Source organism: Promicromonospora sp. NPDC023987, assembly GCF_040639055.1.
Lineage (GTDB): Bacteria > Actinomycetota > Actinomycetes > Actinomycetales > Cellulomonadaceae > Promicromonospora.
Map to the genome: position 1 here is coordinate 1 of NZ_JBEZZF010000063.1, position 18,466 is coordinate 18,466.

Below are 18,466 nucleotides of genomic sequence, written 5' to 3' on the forward strand. Positions count from 1 at the left end.
ACTCGGGTGGGTAAGCCTTGGGCACAACAACATCCTTCCAGCACCGACCTCAGGCCGGTACAGATCAGATGTCAACCGTTCCTGGGGCAGTCCCCAAGGCTGTCGCGGATGGTCTGCTCCTTGCCGGTCCAGTCGATCCAGCCCTCGGGGGTAACGTGCCGCAGGACGTCTATGTGGTCGCGGTTGAACGTGAAGCCGAAGGTGGCTTGGATGTCGGCGATCTGGTCGCTGGTCAGCCCGGGGCCAAGGTCGAGCCGCGATCGGCGCAGGACCCTGATGGCGAGGTCGGCGATGGGGATCACGGCGTTGATGATGCCAGCCCCAGCCATCGATCGGTGGCCCGTGCTGGAGGCTTTGGCCGTGGTCGGGGATGACGACGGAGGTCATGGCGTCGCGATCCTGTGAGTTGTGCTGCCTGGCTGGTGCGGACGGCTGACGGTCCGTCCTGCGGATCGAAGACCACAAGTCCATGGAGGGGCGGCCAGCTCGAAGATCGTGCAGATGACGTCGCCGGCGCGGCCGTGTCGCAGGTTGGTGGTCACGTGGTCGATTCCAGTGTCCAGCGGTGATGACGCCCAGGGAGTCGCATCGCTACGTGACGCCGGGCCGTCATCCAGGTGCATCCCACGGAGCGCCTCGTAGAACGCAACGATGCGCGCGTCGAGGTCGCCCTCCGGATGGTCCTGCGCGGCGGCGCATCGCAGTGCCTGCGCACGAATCTCGTCATCGGAGGTGTCAGGCGTCGTCGCGAGGATCGTCAGGTCAAAGCTCATCTTTGGCCACCTCGTCGGGTGCACGCCGTGCGGCGGTGAACCCGTCGTTGATGATGGTGAGCAGACTGAGGAGCTCGCTGCGGGCGCCGTCATCGACCGTCGAGTGGTTTAGGAAGATCGAAGTAACCACGCGCGAGCGGTCCGCGACGAGCGTGAGGAGATCTTCGAGCTGTGCCGCCGCGGCAGCCAAGTCCTGTGGCGCGAGAGTACATGCCCACTCGGCGACGCCGGCGACGCCGGCAACGTCCACATCGATCGCGGCGATGCCGCAACAAGCACGGACGCAATCGGTCTCGAACCGTAGGAAGCATCGTCGCAAAGGATCCTGGATCTCAACCAGGGCATCGACAGGAGTGCTCACGTGTTGCACGTGTGACGGGCGACCGGTCAGCCGTCCACGTCGATTTTTGAGGCCACCAACCAGGAGACCGACACAGGAATCAGTCCAGCTAGGATCTGCGCCATGACTACCACGAAGGGACATGCCGCGTAGGCGCCCTGTTCAGGTGCGGCTGCACGCCGCACGTCGGCTCCGCAAGTACCGACCGATCGCGTTCCGTTGGCAATCCACCAAGGACGGACGTCTTTCGGGTTCGACCCACGCAGCCATAACACTCGCCGAGACCTTCGCCGGTGAAATCTTCGGCGCTCTCCAGAACTGGGACCGCGAAGCCCGCACCCACAGGCCGTGGGGCAGGTACGGGTACGGCTGCGGAATAAGGGAATGCTGCGGCAGCCCGCTCGACGATCGCGACACCCTTGAGCAAGCGATGCGTCGCCTGCCACGCCGCCCTGCGCGTGAGCTGAGACACCTCGTTCACGAACTCGACCGCCGGATCCTTGCCAAGTTCCCAGTCCAGCTTGACCATTACCACCGCTGGTGGCACGCGGACTTTCCTTGGGACTACAGCTGATGGCCCTCCAAGGCGACACGCACCCCAGAACCGCATCGGCGAGCAGGACGGACCGTCCGGCAGTTGAGTCCCCGATAGTGGTGTAGCGCGGTTGGCGTGATCGTCCGACAGGACGAAGTGCGGCCAATGCACTACACCACTATCAGGACTCAACTCGGCTACGCCGATCGACAGATCCCGCCGAGAACGAACGAAGTTCGCCGATCGTAGTCCGACCGGGACGGTCGGACGCCGTACTTGAGGGCGAGGGCGTTGTCGAGCGTCAGCGCCTGGAAGTCATCTGGCGTGAATCCGCGGACCAGAACCCCAGCGGCATGCCCTTCCGCGACCAAGCCGTCGTGAAAGGCCCCTCCGACGTGGCACAGAGCCATGAGCTCCTCCGAGTCAGGGAACTCCTTCAGCAGGACGTCGTTGACCGCCGGCAGCCGGTACTGGATATCCCGGATCGCACCGACGTAGGAGCAGATTCGGGCACGGACCTCTACGACGGACCGTGCATCGTCGATGACGCTTCTCAACTCTGCAGCGACGACGTCGTCGAGGACGGCGTCGATCAGTCCGACCCTCCCCCCGAACCGGTTGAAGATAGTCGCCTTGCTCACCTGGGCAGCCGCAGCGACCTCCTCGAGCGGCACGGAAAGGCCCCGCTCTCGGAACACCTGCACCGCAGCGACACGGATCCGGTCGACATTGCGGCGGGCATCGGTCCGAAGCGTTGGCGAGGATCGTGTACTAGCCACCACCGTCCTCCTTGTTCGACGAGAAAACTTGACCAAGTAGGTCAACTTCGTCCACGATGCTACCTGACGGGAAGTTGACCTACCGGGTCAGGTTTCGCGCACGGATCCCTCCGTGCTGTTCGCTCGCACTCCCCCACAGCGCAGGCCCTGGGGCCGCGCACGAAAGGACACCATCATGATCATCGTGACCGGAGCGACAGGCGTTCTCAACGGAGCAACGGTCGATCACCTCCTGAAGCAGGTTCCTCCAGCGCGCATCGGCGTCAGCGTCCGCGACCCCGAACGCGCAAAGCACCTTGCCGACCGAGGTGTCCGCGTACGACAGGGAAGCTACGACGACCCTGCGGCTCTGCGCCATTCGTTCGCCGACGCCGAGCAGGTGCTGCTCGTCTCCTCCAACGACCTCACCGCCGACGTCGTCGCCCAGCACCGGACGGCGATCGATGCCGCCGTCGCCGCCGGGGCGCAACGAATCCTGTACACCAGCGCCCACGGGACCGGCTTCGACACTCCCTATCCGCCGCTCGCGATCCATGCCGCCACCGAGCAGTACCTCGCAGCCTCAGGCGTGGCATGGACCGCGTTGCGCAACGGCTTCTACGGAGATCTCGGACAGCTGCTCGGTCCCTGGCAGGAGACGAGGGTGATCGCCAAGCCCGCCGACGGTCCGTTCTCGTGGGTCGATCGGCGTGATGCAGCGGAGGCTGCCGCGGCGATCCTCACCAGCGACTCCCCGTTCGACGGTCCCGTCGATCTGACGTTGCCCTCGCCCGCCACTCTCGCGAGCTTCGCCTCGGTGGCATCCGAGGTCACTGGCCGCCAGGTCCATCGCGTCGTTGTCGACGACGAGAAGTGGGTTGCCGATGAGGTGGCCAACGGCGTTCCGGAGGCGGCCGCACGCTTCACTCTGTCGATGTTCCAAGCGACACGGAGCGGCCACTTCGCTTCATCCGATCCCACGCTCAGCCGGCTCCTGGGGCGGGAGCCGCGCAACCTCGCTGATCAGCTGGCGGACCAGCTCACCAGCCGCGACCAGTCAACGGAGCCTCGATCCGCAGGGTGAGGATGCGGGCCGCACCAGGCACCAGGGAGGACTTCCATGCGCGAGTATGAGTCCAAGAACGTGCGCATCTGGCCGTACCGCTTCGAGATCCGTCTGGAGATGTACCGGCGCCGCGAGGACCTGCCGCAGGACACACCGGACCTTTACTTCGACCTCTGGCTCTTCGAGGACCCGGAAGCGGATCGAAAACTCCTGAACCGCTACAGCGGCCCCCATCCTTACGACGATACCGACCAGCGGTCCACGTTCTACGCCGAAGCCGCACCTGAGGAAGTGCGCAGGTGGGTCGAGAAGCAGCGAACTGTCCTTGCGGAGCTTGGCTCGATAGCCACCGACACCGAACGCGACCTCGAGGCCGGAGCGGGAATGTCCGCCGTCCGGCGCTGCCACGAACGGTTGACCGCCGTAGCCGACGAGCACCGAACGGAAATGGCGCAACTTATGGCCACGATCAGGGGGCCGAACACGAACTGGTTTCCGATGTACGCACCGTGGTCGGAACGGGCCCGACAACTGCAGGAAACTCGCGAACGCAACATGCGATACGGCGGCGGCTACTCCTCGGGATGACTTCCTGGCCCCAGGCCGGACAGCGTCCGGTCGAGCACGAGAGTCGTTGGAGAGCCCAGGGACGACGAGCCGGGCGCAGGCACCGCATGATTGACGGTCTCCAGAACCGGCTGCTAGCGTTGACGCAACGACACGTCACCGATGACGCAACGAAACTTCACCAAACCAGGCAGTCCCCGGCTCTGCGGCATTGGCGCCGCGTTGGAGAGGTGTACATGAGCTCCCCGAAGTCGCGGCGAGTGCTGCTCCGTTCATCCTGGCAAGACGTCAACATCGGCGACGTCGCGCACTCACCCGGATTGCTCTCCGCGTTGTTGCAGGTGGATCCGGATGCCGAGCTCACACTCTGGCCCGTGGCCCTCGGCGAGCGTGAAGAGGTGCTGATGCGCCAGCTCCTTCCACAGGTGGCGATCGTCCGCGGCGCGTTGACCAGCAACGGCCAGCCCACGACGCCCGAGCTCGCCAGTGCCTGGAGTTCCGCAGAGGTCCTGGTGCACGGCTCGGCGGCCGACGTCGAGAATCGCCACGCTGAGTTCCTGCACTGGTCCCGCACGACGGGAAAGCCTCATGGATACGCAGGCGTAACCTCCGATCCGGTCTGCCCGCCCACCTGGGGAACGCTGGCCGAACTGGAGGTGATGGCGACTTTCCTCCCACCAGAGTTTCTCGGTGCCGAAGCCCGGGAACCGCTCGATTCTGCAGAGTTCATCTTCTGCAGGGACTCGATCTCGCTGAAGTACCTGCGCGGCCAGCAGATCCAGGCCAAGTCGTTGGAGTTCGGCCCCGACGGCACCTTCACGTACGACTACGCCGACGCCGCGACGGTCGAGCCGTTCCTGGACGAGCTGAACCTTCGCCGCGACAACTTCGCATGCTTCGTGCCGAGACTCCGCTACGCCCCTTACGCGAAGATGCACGGACGGGAGCCCACACCGGAGAGCATGCGCAGGGACGCGATCAATGCGGCGACCCACCAGTCGGACCTGGCGGCATTGGTGACCGCCATCGCGACGTGGGTACGACAGACCAACGCGCCGGCCGTCGTCGTGCCGGAGATGTCTTACGCACCCGCCTACGCACGCGAGCATCTCCTCCCGTTGCTTCCCCCGGATATCACACCGCATGTCCGGATACTGGACCGGTTCTGGTCTCTGGCCGAGGCCAGCGCCGTCTACTCCGTCAGTCGCGCCGTGATCAGCATGGAATGCCATTCGCCGATCATCGCGTCTGCTCATGCAGTACCCACCCTCTACCTGCGTCAGCCCACCGAGACCGTCAAGGGGCGCATGTACGAGGACCTAGGCGGATCGGACTTGATCATCGAGGTCGGTCCGGGCGCCGAGACGGTGGCGGAAGAGGCCGTCACCAGCATCATTGACGACCCGCAGCGGTGGAGCGGCTTGTCTTCACAGGTGAATGCCGTTGCTCGCGGGCGACTGCGACACATGGCCAGCACCATCCTGTACGGAGAACCTGCCACGCCCTATGAGGCAGCGCTCAATGGTGAGCTAACTGGAGGTACACAATGAGAAATACAAGATCGCGAGGCCGGGTCGGACGCCAACGCCGCAGCGTCACGCTCCTAGCGATGGGCACGGTGGCGTTGCTGGGCCTGGGAGCGTGCGGCCAGGCGGACAACATGGACGGCGACGACGCACCGGGGGAAGCCGGGGATGCCGTGGAGCTACGCGTGGCATGGTGGGGCAGCGAAGTCCGTCATGAACAGACGCAGGAGGCTTTGGCGGTTTGTGAAGCCGCCATTGGAAACATCACCACCGCTCCAGAATTTGTTACCGATGGATATGACGACAGGCTGGCCACTCAGTTCGCGGCCAGTAACCCGCCCGACGTCATTCAGGTGGTCAGTGGAGCTATCAGCTCCTACGGTCAGCGTGGCGGCCTGGTGGATATGGCCACTGTCAAGGAGCACATCGACACCTCCGCCATCTCGCCCGGAGTGCTGAACTCGGACGCGGTGGACGGGACGAACTACGCGATCCCGATCACCACCAACGCATCCGGGCTCGTCCTCAACGTCACGATGATGGAAGAGTACGGACTCGAGCGCCCTGACGATGAGAACTGGAGCTGGGACGACCTGGCCGAGTACGCCGACAGCGTGTACGAAGCGTCCGACGGAGAGGTCTGGGGGCTGCAACAGCCCAGTGAGGACATCCGCCTGCTGAACATCTGGGCACGGCAGCTCGGACACCTCGACGGTCTTTACACGGAGGACGGGGTCGGGTTGGACGCCGACGTCATCGCCTCGTTCTTGCAGTATGGCCTCGACCTGCAGGAGTCCAACGGATCTGCTCCGGCCTCGGTCTCGGTCGAGCATCAGGGCGCAGGGATCGAGCAGACGATGATCGGCACGGGTGGCGCAATGATGGCGGTCCGACCGATCAACGAGATCACTGCTCTGGAGGCGACCACCGGCTCAGAGTTCGCTCTGCTGCAGCTGCCGGTCCATGAAGCCGGCGAGACCGGGCAGACGTTCCGGTCGATGAGCTGGGCGATCACCTCAGCTACTGAGCACCCGGCCGAGGCAGCACAGTTGCTGGACTGCCTCCAGGGAAACCTGGACGCGGCTGAGATCCTGCAGGCCGAGCGCGGCATCCCAGCGAATCAGGACGTCGTGGAACACATCAGGGACGACCTTTCTCCCGAGCAGCAGCAGATGGCGGACTTCGTTGCCGTGGTCGAAGCGAACGCACCTGACGCTGCACCGATGCCGCCGCCACCAGGCGCCGACACGGCGGAGCAGATGCTGCTGCGCTACGCCGAGGACATGCTCTTCGAGCGGGTCTCGCCTGACGAGGCTGCAGAACAGTTCGCGGACGAACTCGACCAGAGCATCGCCGCCACCAACTAGTCCCCCGGTCCGCTGGCGTGCCTCGGCCCGCCGGCGGACCGGAGGCATCTGGCACCCCCGGGCGGTTCAGAACATTGGAATGACGATGACCTACCTGACACTCACGGAGGTGCGCCATGGCCGTTTCCGGTGAGCTCGCAAAGCTCCGCAAGGCAGCCAGATCCGCTTCCAGGGCTCCGTCCGAGCGCGGCGACGGCAGAGCGGCAATGGTCTTCCTGCTTCCCTGGTTCGTCGGTCTGATCCTCATCGTGGTGGGCCCGCTGCTTGCCTCTCTCTACCTTTCCTTCACCCATTACAACCTGTTCTCAGATCCGGTGTTCGCCGGGTTGGAGAACTACAGGCAGCTGTTCCAGGATCCGCGACTGATTCAGTCGCTCGGGGTGACCTTCACCTACGTCTTCGTGTCCGTGCCGCTGCAGCTCGCAGCCGCGCTGGGGCTTGCCATGGTGCTGGACAAGGGCGTGCGCGGACTGGCCTTCTATCGTTCGGTCTTCTACCTGCCATCCCTGCTCGGCGCTTCGGTGGCCATTGCGATTCTGTGGCGGCAGCTGTTCGGCACCGCTGGGCTGATCAATCAAGGCATCGAATGGTTCAATGGCGTCCAACCCTTGATACATTTCGGCACCCAGGGGTGGGTGTCGCACCCCGACTATGCGCTGAGCACCCTGATGGTCCTGAACGTCTGGACGTTCGGCTCGCCCATGGTCATCTTCCTCGCGGGACTGCGGCAGATCCCGGACATGTACTACGAGGCAGCCAGCATGGATGGTGCCTCGAAGCTCCGGCAGTTCGCCAGCATCACCGTGCCCATGCTGACCCCGGTGATCTTCTTCAACCTCGTGCTGCAGGTCATCAACGCGTTCCAGACCTTTACACAGGCGTTTATCGTCTCCGGCGGAACGGGCGGGCCCGTCGATTCGACTTTGTTCTACACGCTGTACCTGTACGAACAAGGCTTCAGCAACTTCAACATGGGATACGCCTCGGCCATGGCTTGGTTGCTCTTGATGATCATCGGCGCGATGACCGCCATCAACTTCTTCGCCTCAAAGTATTGGGTCTTCTATGATGACTGAGTCGTCACCCACCCTAGAAGTCGCTCGGGCCGCCGTAGCGGAGCGATCGCAGCGCCACCACCTCAAGACCACCACGCCCGGGCGAGTGCGGGTACGCAGGCTGGTCAAACATGTCGTCCTGATCACGGTCGGGATCATCATGATCTATCCACTGCTGTGGATGCTGGCCTCATCGTTCAAGCCTGATGCTCTCATCTTCAAGGAGCCCGGGCTGATTCCCACCGATTTCACGACCGAGAACTACTCTCAGGGCTGGAATGCGCTCAGCCACCCGTTCACTCACTACCTGATGAACTCCTTCCTGGTGGTGGCCGGCGCCGTGGTGGGCAACCTGGTGTCCTGCTCGCTGGCTGCCTATGCCTTCGCGAGACTGAATTTTCGGTTCCGACGCCTGTGGTTCGCGACCATGCTGATGTCCATCATGTTGCCGATCCACGTGATCATCGTTCCTCAGTATGTGCTTTTCTCCGAGCTGGGATGGCTCAATACGTTCCTTCCGCTCATCGTCCCTAAACTTCTGGCGACTGACGCGTTCTTCGTCTTCCTCATGGTCCAGTTCTTCCGCGGGGTTCCCAGGGACCTCGACGAGGCTGCGCGCATCGACGGCGCAGGTCACGCCCGGATCTTCCTGCAGATCATGCTGCCGCTGGCAGTACCTGCTCTGGCCACGACGGCGATCTTCACGTTCATCTGGACCTGGAACGACTTCTTCTCGCAGCTCATCTTCCTGACCGAGCCAGACCTGTACACGGTGCCGATCGCCTTGCGCACGTTCCTTGACTCCACGGGCCAGTCATCCTGGGGCGCCATGTTCGCCATGTCGATCGTCTCGCTCATCCCCTTGTTCCTGATGTTCTTGCTGGGCCAGCGCTACCTCGTCCGGGGCATCGCCACGACCGGCCTGAAGTAGCAGAAGCGGCCGGGACCTTGGGCGTAAGCCACCGGACGATCGAACGACGATTAGGATGAACCAAATGGCGACACAGAAGGACATTGCACGCGTCGCGGGCGTTTCGCCATCGACGGTCGCTGCCGTTCTCAACGGCACCACGCACACCCGCATGGGCGAGGCGACTCGCGCCCGCGTCGAGGCCGCGATCGCAGAGCTGGGCTACATACCCAATACCGCCGCCCGCGCACTCCGCCGTCAGCAGGCCGGCACCATCGCGGTCGTCGTGGAGAACCTCGAGAACCCGGTGTATCAGGAGCTGTTCCATGGCATCTACGAGGCTGCCGAGGAGCGTGGTCTGGCAGTCGTGGTGGGTGACACGATGTGGATGCGGTCTGGCAGCCACTTCCTTGCGCGGCTACTGGGCCAAGGGCTCGTCGATGCCATCGTGCTGCGCCACGGCGGGCTGATGGATGAGGAGGTGCTGGGCGTCCTCCGCTCCCGCCCCACCCCGGTCGTGCTCGTGGAGTACCAGTCGGATGACCACGATCCTTGGGTCTCCGTCGACGATCTCGCCGCGGGACGCGTGGCCACGGACCACCTCATCGAGGCCGGGCACACCGAGGTCGCCTTCGTCGGAGGCTTCGACACCCAGCCATCGAATCCGCGGCATCAGGGCTACCTGAGCGCGATGCACCGGGCGCAGCTGAAACCTCGCCCCCCGCTGTTCACCGGCTTCGGCGCTCAGGCCGGCGCAACCGGACTAGCGATGCTCCGAGCGGGCGAAACGATGCCCACCGCGGTCGTGGTGAACAACGTGATGTCGGCGGTCGGCCTGCTCGGAGCTGCGGCCGACGCCGGCATCGCGGTACCTGAGCAGCTCTCGGTGGTGGGAGTTCACGACGCCGAGATCGCTGAGCTGGTCCGGCCGCAGCTGACCACGATCCGGATGCCGATGCGGGTACTGGGGATGCGGGCTGTGGAGCAGGTCTCAGCCCTGCTCGCCGGCACCCCCACGCAGCTCGGCGTCATCACCGATCCGCCACCACACGTCGTCGCCCGCGAGAGTGTCCTGCCGCCCGCCCGCTGACTGGTCAGCTCATGCTCGCTTCCGGTCGAAACGTGGCTCCGATATCTGCTCAGGCACCGGGTGCTCGGCAGAGTGACGACCGATAATCACGGTCGAAGCACTAAAGCTCTATACGAGCGATCTGGTCCACGGCGAGGTCCACCACGCGGTGGAAGAGTCGGTGACCGAGGTCGACGACCTCCCCGGCGCCACAGTCGACGTCTTGCTGGCGAATCGCGCACCCAGCCCGGCACTCATCACGATTCCGGCCGACGAGGAGATCTGGGGCATCCGTGTCACCGACAGCAACGGCGACGAATGGACATGGCGAGGACTCGGAAACCGCGGCCGCCTCCCCTCCGATCGCAACGGATAGGTCCTCACCGCTACGTGCCGTCGGCGCCATGCACACTGAACGTCCTGAGTTGGCCGCGCGCCGGCGAGGGAAGATCCGGCGCTCATCCAGCTACTCTGACTCGATGACATCGGAGACATCGAACGAGCACAACGCGTCACCGGCCGACCGGGCGCGCACGCTCCGCGAGCTGCACGCGGCACCCGAGATCCTCCAGGTCGTGAACGTGTGGGACGTCGTGTCTGCAAAGGCCGTCCTCGCCCTTCCCCAGACCAAGGCGCTGGCCACTGCGGGCCACTCGATTGCCGCCAGCTTCGGGTATCCGGACGGGACGATCCCGCTCGAGCTCACGCTCGACATGGTCGGGCGCATCGTGGCGGCGGCGGGCGACGTGCCGGTTTCGGCCGACCTCGACGACGGGTACGAGGATCCGGCCGAGACCACGCGCCGCGCGATCGACGTGGGTATCATCGGCGCGAATGTCGAGGACCGGCTGCGTCCGGTCACGGAAGCGGCTGCGCGCGTCGAGGCGATCGTTGCCGCGGCCGCGTCCGAGGGAGTGCCGTTCGCGCTGAACGCACGCACCGACGCGTTCGTGCGTGCGGGCGATCGGCCTGTCGAGGAGTCGATCGCCGACGCGATCGATCGCGGACGGGCCTACCTGGCGGCGGGCGCCGATGTGGTCTTCGTGCCTGGCGTGCTCAGTGCCGACGTGACGCGGCAGCTGGTCGAGGGCATCGGAGATCGCAAGATCAGCGTGATCGGGCTGCCCGGCGCGCTCACCGCCGGCGAGTACGAAGCCCTCGGTGTTGCGCGTATCTCGTACGGGCCGACCACGCAGCGCGTCGCGCTCACAGCACTGCAGGACGTGGCGAAGATCCTCTACGCCGATGGCGTGATCCCGGCCTCGACGCGCGCGCTCAACTGAGGCACGAAGCCCAGGTCAGAGATGGTTTCTGACCTGGGCTTCGCGCATCCCGAAGGTACGTCCCCCGCCCTCAGTACAGGATCGACGCCTGCCCGCGCGGCCACGCGAGAGTGGCGTAGATCTGCACCATCGCCGCCTGCTCCAGCAGCTCGGTGTGCTCGTCCCCGGCATTGAACAGCCCGGTCGTGCGGTCGCGCTCGGTGCGCCACTGCTGGCCGGCGTAGTCCGCCATGGCGTCCCGGTACGTCGTGCCGCCGGTCACCGACTCCAGAAGCAGGAGGTTCTTGAACCAGATGGAGTTGAAGAACATCGGCTGACCCTCCAGCCGCCCCTCGGCAACGTAGAAGCGGTAGGACGCCGCCGCGATCGCCTCGGCCTTCTCCAGGTAGCGCTCGTCGCCCGTCGCCTCGTACAGCAGGGTGTAGGTGCCCAGCGGGACGCCCTGGTTGTACGACCACTGCGTGCGGTCGATGGACCCGTCGAGCTTGATGTTGTCCCAGTAGAGACCGTTCGGCGCGAGCAGGTGCTCGTCGGTCCACTCCACCATCCGCAGCGCCCAGTCGAGGTAGTGCTGCTCCCCGGTGATCATGTACAGGCGGGTGGCGAGCTGCGCGCCGGGCATCGTGGAGACGGTGTTGCGGTCGGTGCTCCAGTCGGCCTGGGTCCAGAACACGCCGCCGGGCGCCGGGTGCGACGGGTCGGTGTCCCACCCGGAGACCACGAGCTCGAAGATCTCCTCGGCGCGTTCGAGCGCCGCCTCGTCGCCGGTCGCCAGATGCTGCTGCACCTTGGCGAGCGCGACCCACTCGTTGTCGTCGTAGAACATGTCGCCGCCATCGCCGTACGGGGCGCGCGGGTACGAGTCGTAACCGGGCAGCCCGGTGGTGCCGCCGCCGGCATTCCAGAAGTGCTCCTGCCCGCGGGCGACGTCGGCGAGGTCGTCCTCGAACGAGCGTCCCAGGACCCCGGGCAGCCCGGTGAGGTCGAGCGTCGCGACGTGCGCCTGGGAGTGCGGCCACTCGAACGAGTAGGTGCGGTCCTCGGCCCCGCTCGGGTACCGCTCGCGGTAGAGGCCTGAACCGTCGTCCGCGGCCATGTGCTCCTGCATCGCGTCGTACGACGCGATCGCCCGCAGCACGTGCGTACGCTGCGACGCCGCCGCGGCGTCGCCCTCCCGTGCGCCGGCGGGGGCCGCCGCCCCCAGCACGCAGGCCAGCGCGACGACCGTAGCGGCAACTCTGGTGAACTTCATCGTTCGCTCCTTCGTTCAGTGATGCTCGGTCATTCGGTGGTTCACGGACTGGGGCCCTGGAACGAGGTCAGCTCGGGACCAGCCCGACGGCGGTGGATGTCAGCGCTGTCATCCTTGCGCACGAACATGCTAGGGACCGGGACGGAACCGGTCAACGACGTGGTCGCGAGTCACGCGCCCCATCCATCGTGCCGGTCACTTCTGCACCGGGTTCATCTGCGTTCTCTTGCGCGCGTACGAACGCGCAGCGCGTACTCGATCCCCGCAGCGGGTCGAGCACCACTGCCTGCGCCCGTGGGTCTTCAGCAGGAACCGCGAGCACGGTTCCGCCTCGCACTGCGCCAGCAGCTCGGCGTCGTCGCTTGCGAGCAGCGCCGCGGCGTCCTCCGCGACCACGGACATGGCGTGCTCGACGAGCCGGGTGGTCGGGTGCTCCAGCGAGCGGAAGAATCCCTCGTCCGGGGCGTAGCGCAGCAGTGACGCATGGGGGGCGGAGGCGAGAGCTGCGTTGATTCCGCTGAGCGCCTGAGGGTCGACGGCGACACCCGTGACGTGCGCCGCGAAGGCTTTCCGGACGTCGCCACGGAGTCCGACCATCCGGTTCTGGCAGTACGACTGCAACGACGCCCCTCGACTGACGAGGCCGCGCTCGATGAGCCAGGCGGTCGTCGACTCGAGGGTGCTCAGGGCGTCGTTGATCTTCCCGCCGGGCAGGTGGATCTCGCTGTTCACCAGCTCGATGCTGCTGTGCTCCCGCGCGCCGGGGCTCGGGGGAAGAGGTCTCTCAGACATGGTTCTCATGGTAACAGCGTTGACTTACCGTGATCCGCTGCTACGCTCGACCTCACGCGAAACCGCGCTCGTTGCCGTGACAGCTGAGGTCAGGTCAGCGATCCTGAATCCCGCCGGCAGCCGCCGGAGTCCACCCGCCGCACCAACCAAGGAGATCCCATGTCCGCACCCCGCCGCGCACTGATCGTCATCGACGCCCAGCAGGAGTACTTCGAAGGTCTGCTGCCGATCCAGTACCCCGCACGCGACGAGTCGGTCGCCCGCATCGCGGAGGCGATGGACACGGCCGAGCAGGCCGGCATCCCGGTCGTCGTCGTGCAGCACCAGACCCCCGCGGGCTCCCCGGTCTTCGCCCCGGAGTCGCCGACCTTCGAGCTGCACCCGGAGATCGCGAAGCGGGCCGACGACGCGGCGCACCGCTTCACCAAGCCGTTCTCCAGCGTCTTCGCGGACACCGGCCTCGAGGAGTGGCTGCGTGAACGCGAGCTCGACACGGTCACCCTCGTCGGCTACATGACGAACAACTGCGTCATCGGTTCCGCCGCCGCTGCGGAGCCCCTCGGGTTCGCCGTCGAGGTGCTGTCCGACGCGACCGGCGCCATCGACATCGTGAACTCCGCCGGGTCCGCGCCGGCACAGCAGGTGCACGAGACGCTCATGGCCGTCCTGAACTCCAACTGGGCAGCGGTCGCCACGACGAGCGGCTGGGTCGAGGCGGTGCGGTCCGAGAACGCTCTCGTAGGCGACAACCTCATCGAGTCGGCTGCTCGAGGTCGGGATAGCAAGTAGTTCGACCAGGGGTCATTCGACGAGACGGTCAGGGAACCTGGTGGGCCGCCAGCAGAGCTCGCGCGGTGCGCGCGGCCGTGACGGCGCTTTCGGGCGCTCGATCAAGGTGCGCGCCGGCGACCGCGCCGTCGTACAGCTGCACCAGTGCGGCAGCGAGACCACTGCCGGCCTGGCCTGCGACGGGCGCCAGGACCCGAGAGAACAACGCGGGAAGCCAGGCACGGTCGTCAGCGATCGCGGCCTGGATCCCAGCATGGTGCGGATACTCAGCAGAGGCGTTCGCGAACGGGCAGCCGCGGAAGCCCGGCTCCGACAACAGCTCATCGAAGACCTCGAACGCGGCCAGGATCCGAGCTGTCGGCGACTGTCCTGCTCGATCCTCCACCGCCTGCGTCACTCGCGTCCTGGTGGCATCGCTACGCCGGTGGAGGTACTTCGCGACCAGGTCCTCCTTCGTGCGGAAATGGGCGTAGAGGGTCGACTTGGCCACGCGGCTCTCCGCGAGGACCCGGTCGATCCCCACCGCACGAATCCCCTCCGCATAGAACAGCCTGTCCGCCGTGGCGAGCAGCCGTTCGACCGGCTGCGGTGAACCCTCGCTCGCTTCCATGACTGCAGTATCGAACAGACAGGTCTGTTCGACAAAGCGTGTCCGTGCGCATAGCCTGCGGTCAGACAGATCTGTCTGTACGAAGGAGTGCAGGACGGGGAGGACTCATGCACCGCAGGCCATACGTCCAGCTAGGGCTGATCGCGGCGACCCAGGTGCTCGCCATGGCCATGTGGTTCTCCGCTTCCGCCGTGCTGCCGACTCTGCGAGAGACCTGGCACCTGGACGGGTCGCAGGCCGGCTGGCTCACCGCGACGGTCCAGCTCGGTTTCGTCGCTGGTGCGCTCACGTCCGCGGTGCTCAACCTGCCCGACCGGCTACCGCCGCAGCACCTGCTGGCGGCCTCAGCGGTCGGGGCTGCGGCCGCGACCGCGACGATCGCGCTGTTCGTCAGCGACTTCGGAACCGCGGTGGCGCTGCGGTTCGTCACGGGGTTCTTCCTTGCCGGGGTCTACCCCGTCGGCATGAAGCTCATGACTTCTTGGTTCGGGTCCACCGGCAGGGGCCTCGCGCTCGGCGTACTCGTCGGAGCGCTCACCCTGGGCTCTGCCCTGCCGCACCTGGTCAACGCCTCCGGGACCCTGCCGTGGCAGAACGTGCTCCTGACGGCATCGGGTCTCGGCGTCGCCGCAGCGATCGTCGCGACGGTCCTGGTCCGCTCCGGCCCGCACACGTCCTCGGGCAGCCGCCCTCACCCGCGCTACGTCCTGGAGATGTTCCGCCGACCTCAGCCGCGCGACGCGAACCTCGGCTACTTCGGGCACATGTGGGAGCTGTACGCCTTGTGGACCTGGATGGCGACGTTCATCCTCGCCGCTGCACCGGCCCACGGGCAGGCCACCGGGCTCCTCACCTTCACTGCGATCGGCGCGGCAGGCCTGGCCGGCTCGCTTCTCGGCGGCTGGGCGGCCGACAGGTTCGGCCGGGCGCGTACCGCCGGCACCGCCCTCGTCGTCAGCGGATCGTGCTGCCTCCTGTCGCCCCTCTTCTACCTGGCTCCCTGGCCGGTCCTGGTCGCGTTCCTGATGGTGTGGGGGGCGTCGGTGATCGCGGACTCCGGCGTCTTCTCCACTGCGCTGAGCGAGGTCGTCGACCAGCGCTATGTCGGCACCGCGCTGACCGCGCAGACCGCGATCGGCTTCCTCATCACGGTCCTGACCATCAATCTGGTCCCGATCACCGCTGACGTGGTCGGCTGGCAGTACGCCTTCCTCGTCCTGGTACCAGGGCCCGTGGTGGGCGCCCTCGCCATGCGCGCCTTCGGCAAGCGTCCGGCATCGGCTCACGCCTGAACCCCACAGGCATGACGCCGGCAGACCATCCGTTGTCGTTCGTCTCAGTCCGAAGCGGCGCACTCCCAAGGACTGCAGTTCAGAGGCATGCTGTACCCATGCCGAAGACCCTCCCCTCGAGCCCCACCGTGATCACCGACGACAGCGAGGTGCGCTTCGTCGCCGGGGCCGACCAGTTCGCGATCCGCCTCAAGGACGGGCACCTGCACGTGCGCGCCATCGACACCAGCGGCGACGAGGCCCAGCTCGCCGTGATCCCGACGTCGCGCAGCACCGTCAACCTGCAGATCGAGCACCCGGGCGCGCACGGACCCGTCCACGTGGAAAGCCCGACGCTGCGCTGAGCGTCCGTCTGCGGCCGCCGTCACCACGACGTCCGTACGTACACCACGGTCTGGTGCAGCTCGTCGTAGCTCCAGGATTCCTGGTTCTGGAAGCCTTCCAGCTCTGCGCCGGCGTGCTCGGTCCAGACGACACGTTGTGCAGCGGCGGCGACGTCCAGCCACGCGGTCCCGTCCTCGTTCGGTCCGACCGTGGTCAGGGCGGGCACGGCGACTCCGTCCCGCGGCTCCAGCCGCAGGAAGTAGATGTTCTCGCCGTCGGCCCAGAGGATGCCGTCGTCGAACGCGCTGACCGGCCACGCGGCGTCGTCACGGACGACCGTGGCCTCGCGCGAGTCGGTGTCGAGCGCCACGATCCACTGGCCCGACTCGAACAACAGCGTGTCCCCGGACAGGTAGGCGTAGTGGTTCCACGCCGCGTTCTGGTCGAGCCCCACGAGCTCGCGCAGGCCGGCGTCTGCCGAGAGCAAGCCGATCGTGCTGGGCCCGTCAGCAGGGTTGCGTGACACGACGACGCCGTCGTCGCTGTCGGAGATGGCGCAGACGTCAGTGACCGCGTCGCGGACGACGTCGGTGCCGGGTGCGCCCAGGTCGACCAGGTCGATGCGGCCCACACACCGGTCCAGGTCGGCGCCCGTCTCGTCCGTGACGTGCAGGATCGCCAGGGTTCGCCCTCCTGCTGCGACCTTCCAGACGAACCGACCGGGATCTGGCTGGTAGCTCGCGACGGTACGGATCTCGCCGTCCGGTCCCTGCGCCTTGACCACGACCGGCTCGCTCTCGGAGCCCCGTTCGGTCCACGCGACATGCGTGTCGGTGAGGACCGGGCTGCCGACCCCGGCATAGCGGCGATGCTCATTGCGAGAGCCGGTAGAGCCAGCCGTGAGCTGCCAGTGCTCCAGGGTGGGCCTTCCGGCCGGCCCGGTAGCCGCGGGCCGCGCCAGTGCGGTGATCGGTTCGGAGCCGGGTCCGACGTCGGGCCGGGCGAGTGCGGCGATCAGCGTCCCGTCGCGACGGACCCTGAACGGAACGTTGGGGTCCGACCCGATCCCGGACCCGACCATGACGTCCGGAGGGGTTCCGAGGCTCACCCTGTGCTCGGGAACGTAGTCGACGCACTCGATCGCCGCGCGAGCGTCCTCGGCGTCGAGCGCCTGGACGACCGTGTAGTCGCCGGTCGGGGCGTCCCCGGGAACCCGGATGGTCCTGGTCGCGGCCGGTGTCGGTAGGTCACCGCCGGCGCATGCGACGGCGGGGACCGCCATCTCCGGGATGTCCAGGTCGCCCAGCCCGACGGCGTCATCCTGCTTGGCCACCAGGTCCTCGTCCTCGACCAGGCCGTCATCACGACTGGCATCGACCGAGGGCAGGTGGAAGGTCTCCACCAGCCAGCGGTGTGCCGGGGCCGTGACGCTGTCCAGCACCGGCACACCGACCGGACCGTGCACGACCAGGGCGATGAACGCGCACACCGCGACCGCGGCGACGCCGAGCGCACCGTCGCGACGGACCTGACGTGCTGCCGCGGCCCTGCTGCGGGTCAACGCCTCGCGACCGTCGAAGACCGGCTCGTCCGCGGTCTCCGGGGCAGCGGTGGCCAGGAGCGAGCGAAGCCGCTCGAGGCCGCGGGAGCTCGCAGCCTTGACGGTGCCGACCGACCGTCCGATCTCGCGGGCGACCTGCGCCTCCGGCAGATCGAGGACGTGCCGCAGCACCACGACCCGGCGCTGCTGCGGCGAGAGGCTCCCCAGCGCTCGGGCGAGCTCGTCCCGGAGGGCGATCCCTGCGACGTGGTCCTCCGCGTGAGCGACCGGAAGGTGGTCGTCACCCGGGACGTCCGTCAGCCGCGTCCGACGCCACGCATCGGTCCTGAGGTTGACCAGCACCTTCCGCGCGTACGCACGCGGGGTCCCTGCCCGAGCCTTGTCCCAGTGTCGGTAGACGCGCTCGAAGGTGCCCTGGACCAGGTCCTCGGCCAGGGCCCGCTCGCCGACCAGGAAGTAGGCCGTCCGAAACAGGTACGGGCCGTCAGCCTCCACGAACGCGACGAACTCCTCGTCACGCGGCCCGTCGCCCACCCGGACCTCGACCCGTCTTCCCGAAAGTGTCTCCATGCTCCTACCCACGCGCCGGAACCGTCG

20 protein-coding genes are annotated in these 18,466 nt (G+C 66.7%); 12 read left to right on the top strand and 8 right to left on the bottom strand.

The genetic code is table 11. The features are described from left to right. Window positions 1-71: 71 nt before the first annotated feature. The 4 genes from AB0F40_RS21900 to AB0F40_RS21915 form a co-directional block, all read right to left on the bottom strand. Window positions 72-302 (bottom strand): hypothetical protein, encoded by a 231-nt coding sequence (locus tag AB0F40_RS21900; RefSeq protein ID WP_357472560.1) that lies wholly within the window; start codon window positions 300-302, stop codon window positions 72-74. An 81-nt stretch (window positions 303-383) separates the two neighbouring features. After that, window positions 384-773, bottom strand: a complete 390-nt coding sequence (locus AB0F40_RS21905) for a hypothetical protein (protein ID WP_357472563.1) — start codon at window positions 771-773, stop codon at window positions 384-386. After that, window positions 763-1,134 (bottom strand): DUF6331 family protein, encoded by a 372-nt coding sequence (locus AB0F40_RS21910; protein WP_357472566.1) that lies wholly within the window; start codon window positions 1,132-1,134, stop codon window positions 763-765. The genes AB0F40_RS21905 and AB0F40_RS21910 overlap by 11 nt, the downstream gene beginning before the upstream one ends. Before the next feature lie 711 nt (window positions 1,135-1,845). Next, entirely contained in the window at window positions 1,846-2,427 is a 582-nt protein-coding gene (locus AB0F40_RS21915) for a helix-turn-helix domain-containing protein (protein WP_357472569.1), read from the bottom strand. Between the two features lie 175 nt (window positions 2,428-2,602). On the opposite strand from AB0F40_RS21915, the gene AB0F40_RS21920 reads away from it, so the two are divergent. The 9 genes from AB0F40_RS21920 to AB0F40_RS21960 all read left to right on the top strand — a co-directional run bounded on the left by AB0F40_RS21920 (window position 2,603) and on the right by AB0F40_RS21960 (window position 11,249). Beyond that, window positions 2,603-3,490: an NAD(P)H-binding protein gene (locus tag AB0F40_RS21920; RefSeq protein ID WP_357472572.1), complete on the top strand. Its 888-nt coding sequence runs from the start codon at window positions 2,603-2,605 to the stop codon at window positions 3,488-3,490. A 36-nt stretch (window positions 3,491-3,526) separates the two neighbouring features. Beyond that, window positions 3,527-4,060: a hypothetical protein gene (locus AB0F40_RS21925; protein ID WP_357472575.1), complete on the top strand. Its 534-nt coding sequence runs from the start codon at window positions 3,527-3,529 to the stop codon at window positions 4,058-4,060. A 215-nt stretch (window positions 4,061-4,275) separates the two neighbouring features. Then, complete coding sequence (locus tag AB0F40_RS21930) at window positions 4,276-5,589, top strand: polysaccharide pyruvyl transferase family protein (protein ID WP_357472578.1); 1,314 nt, start codon at window positions 4,276-4,278, stop codon at window positions 5,587-5,589. 59 nt (window positions 5,590-5,648) lie between these two features. After that, window positions 5,649-6,932, top strand: coding sequence for an extracellular solute-binding protein (locus tag AB0F40_RS21935; RefSeq protein ID WP_357472581.1), 1,284 nt, complete (start codon window positions 5,649-5,651; stop codon window positions 6,930-6,932). A 116-nt stretch (window positions 6,933-7,048) separates the two neighbouring features. Continuing rightward, a complete protein-coding gene (locus tag AB0F40_RS21940) occupies window positions 7,049-8,008 on the top strand; it encodes a sugar ABC transporter permease (protein ID WP_357472584.1) in 960 nt (319 codons plus the stop codon). Beyond that, complete coding sequence (locus AB0F40_RS21945; protein WP_357472663.1) at window positions 8,001-8,918, top strand: carbohydrate ABC transporter permease; 918 nt, start codon at window positions 8,001-8,003, stop codon at window positions 8,916-8,918. Before AB0F40_RS21940 ends, AB0F40_RS21945 begins: the two co-directional genes overlap by 8 nt. Before the next feature lie 64 nt (window positions 8,919-8,982). Then, window positions 8,983-9,987, top strand: coding sequence for a LacI family DNA-binding transcriptional regulator (locus AB0F40_RS21950; RefSeq protein ID WP_357472587.1), 1,005 nt, complete (start codon window positions 8,983-8,985; stop codon window positions 9,985-9,987). A gap of 160 nt (window positions 9,988-10,147) precedes the next feature. Then, the gene (locus AB0F40_RS21955) at window positions 10,148-10,342 is read left to right on the top strand and encodes a hypothetical protein (RefSeq protein WP_357472590.1); all 195 of its coding nucleotides are present in this window, start codon (window positions 10,148-10,150) and stop codon (window positions 10,340-10,342) included. A 103-nt stretch (window positions 10,343-10,445) separates the two neighbouring features. Next, complete coding sequence (locus tag AB0F40_RS21960) at window positions 10,446-11,249, top strand: isocitrate lyase/phosphoenolpyruvate mutase family protein (RefSeq protein WP_357472666.1); 804 nt, start codon at window positions 10,446-10,448, stop codon at window positions 11,247-11,249. A gap of 70 nt (window positions 11,250-11,319) precedes the next feature. On the opposite strand, the gene AB0F40_RS21965 is transcribed toward AB0F40_RS21960, so the two are convergent. Continuing rightward, complete coding sequence (locus AB0F40_RS21965; protein WP_357472593.1) at window positions 11,320-12,501, bottom strand: glycoside hydrolase family 76 protein; 1,182 nt, start codon at window positions 12,499-12,501, stop codon at window positions 11,320-11,322. Between the two features lie 195 nt (window positions 12,502-12,696). Next, complete coding sequence (locus AB0F40_RS21970; RefSeq protein WP_357472596.1) at window positions 12,697-13,293, bottom strand: CGNR zinc finger domain-containing protein; 597 nt, start codon at window positions 13,291-13,293, stop codon at window positions 12,697-12,699. Window positions 13,294-13,452: 159 nt separating this feature from the next. Between AB0F40_RS21970 and AB0F40_RS21975 the strand changes: the two genes are divergently transcribed. Further along, on the top strand, window positions 13,453-14,082 hold the full coding sequence (locus AB0F40_RS21975; protein ID WP_357472598.1) for a cysteine hydrolase family protein: 630 nt from the start codon (window positions 13,453-13,455) through the stop codon (window positions 14,080-14,082). A gap of 28 nt (window positions 14,083-14,110) precedes the next feature. Here AB0F40_RS21975 and AB0F40_RS21980 read toward each other — a convergent pair whose 3' ends face one another. Beyond that, window positions 14,111-14,692, bottom strand: coding sequence for a TetR/AcrR family transcriptional regulator (locus AB0F40_RS21980; RefSeq protein WP_357472601.1), 582 nt, complete (start codon window positions 14,690-14,692; stop codon window positions 14,111-14,113). A gap of 107 nt (window positions 14,693-14,799) precedes the next feature. Between AB0F40_RS21980 and AB0F40_RS21985 the strand changes: the two genes are divergently transcribed. Next, window positions 14,800-15,984 (top strand): MFS transporter, encoded by a 1,185-nt coding sequence (locus AB0F40_RS21985; protein WP_357472604.1) that lies wholly within the window; start codon window positions 14,800-14,802, stop codon window positions 15,982-15,984. Between the two features lie 98 nt (window positions 15,985-16,082). After that, on the top strand, window positions 16,083-16,328 hold the full coding sequence (locus AB0F40_RS21990) for a hypothetical protein (protein WP_357472607.1): 246 nt from the start codon (window positions 16,083-16,085) through the stop codon (window positions 16,326-16,328). 20 nt (window positions 16,329-16,348) lie between these two features. Here AB0F40_RS21990 and AB0F40_RS21995 read toward each other — a convergent pair whose 3' ends face one another. Continuing rightward, a complete protein-coding gene (locus AB0F40_RS21995) occupies window positions 16,349-18,439 on the bottom strand; it encodes a SigE family RNA polymerase sigma factor (protein ID WP_357472610.1) in 2,091 nt (696 codons plus the stop codon). Window positions 18,440-18,466 lie beyond the last annotated feature (27 nt).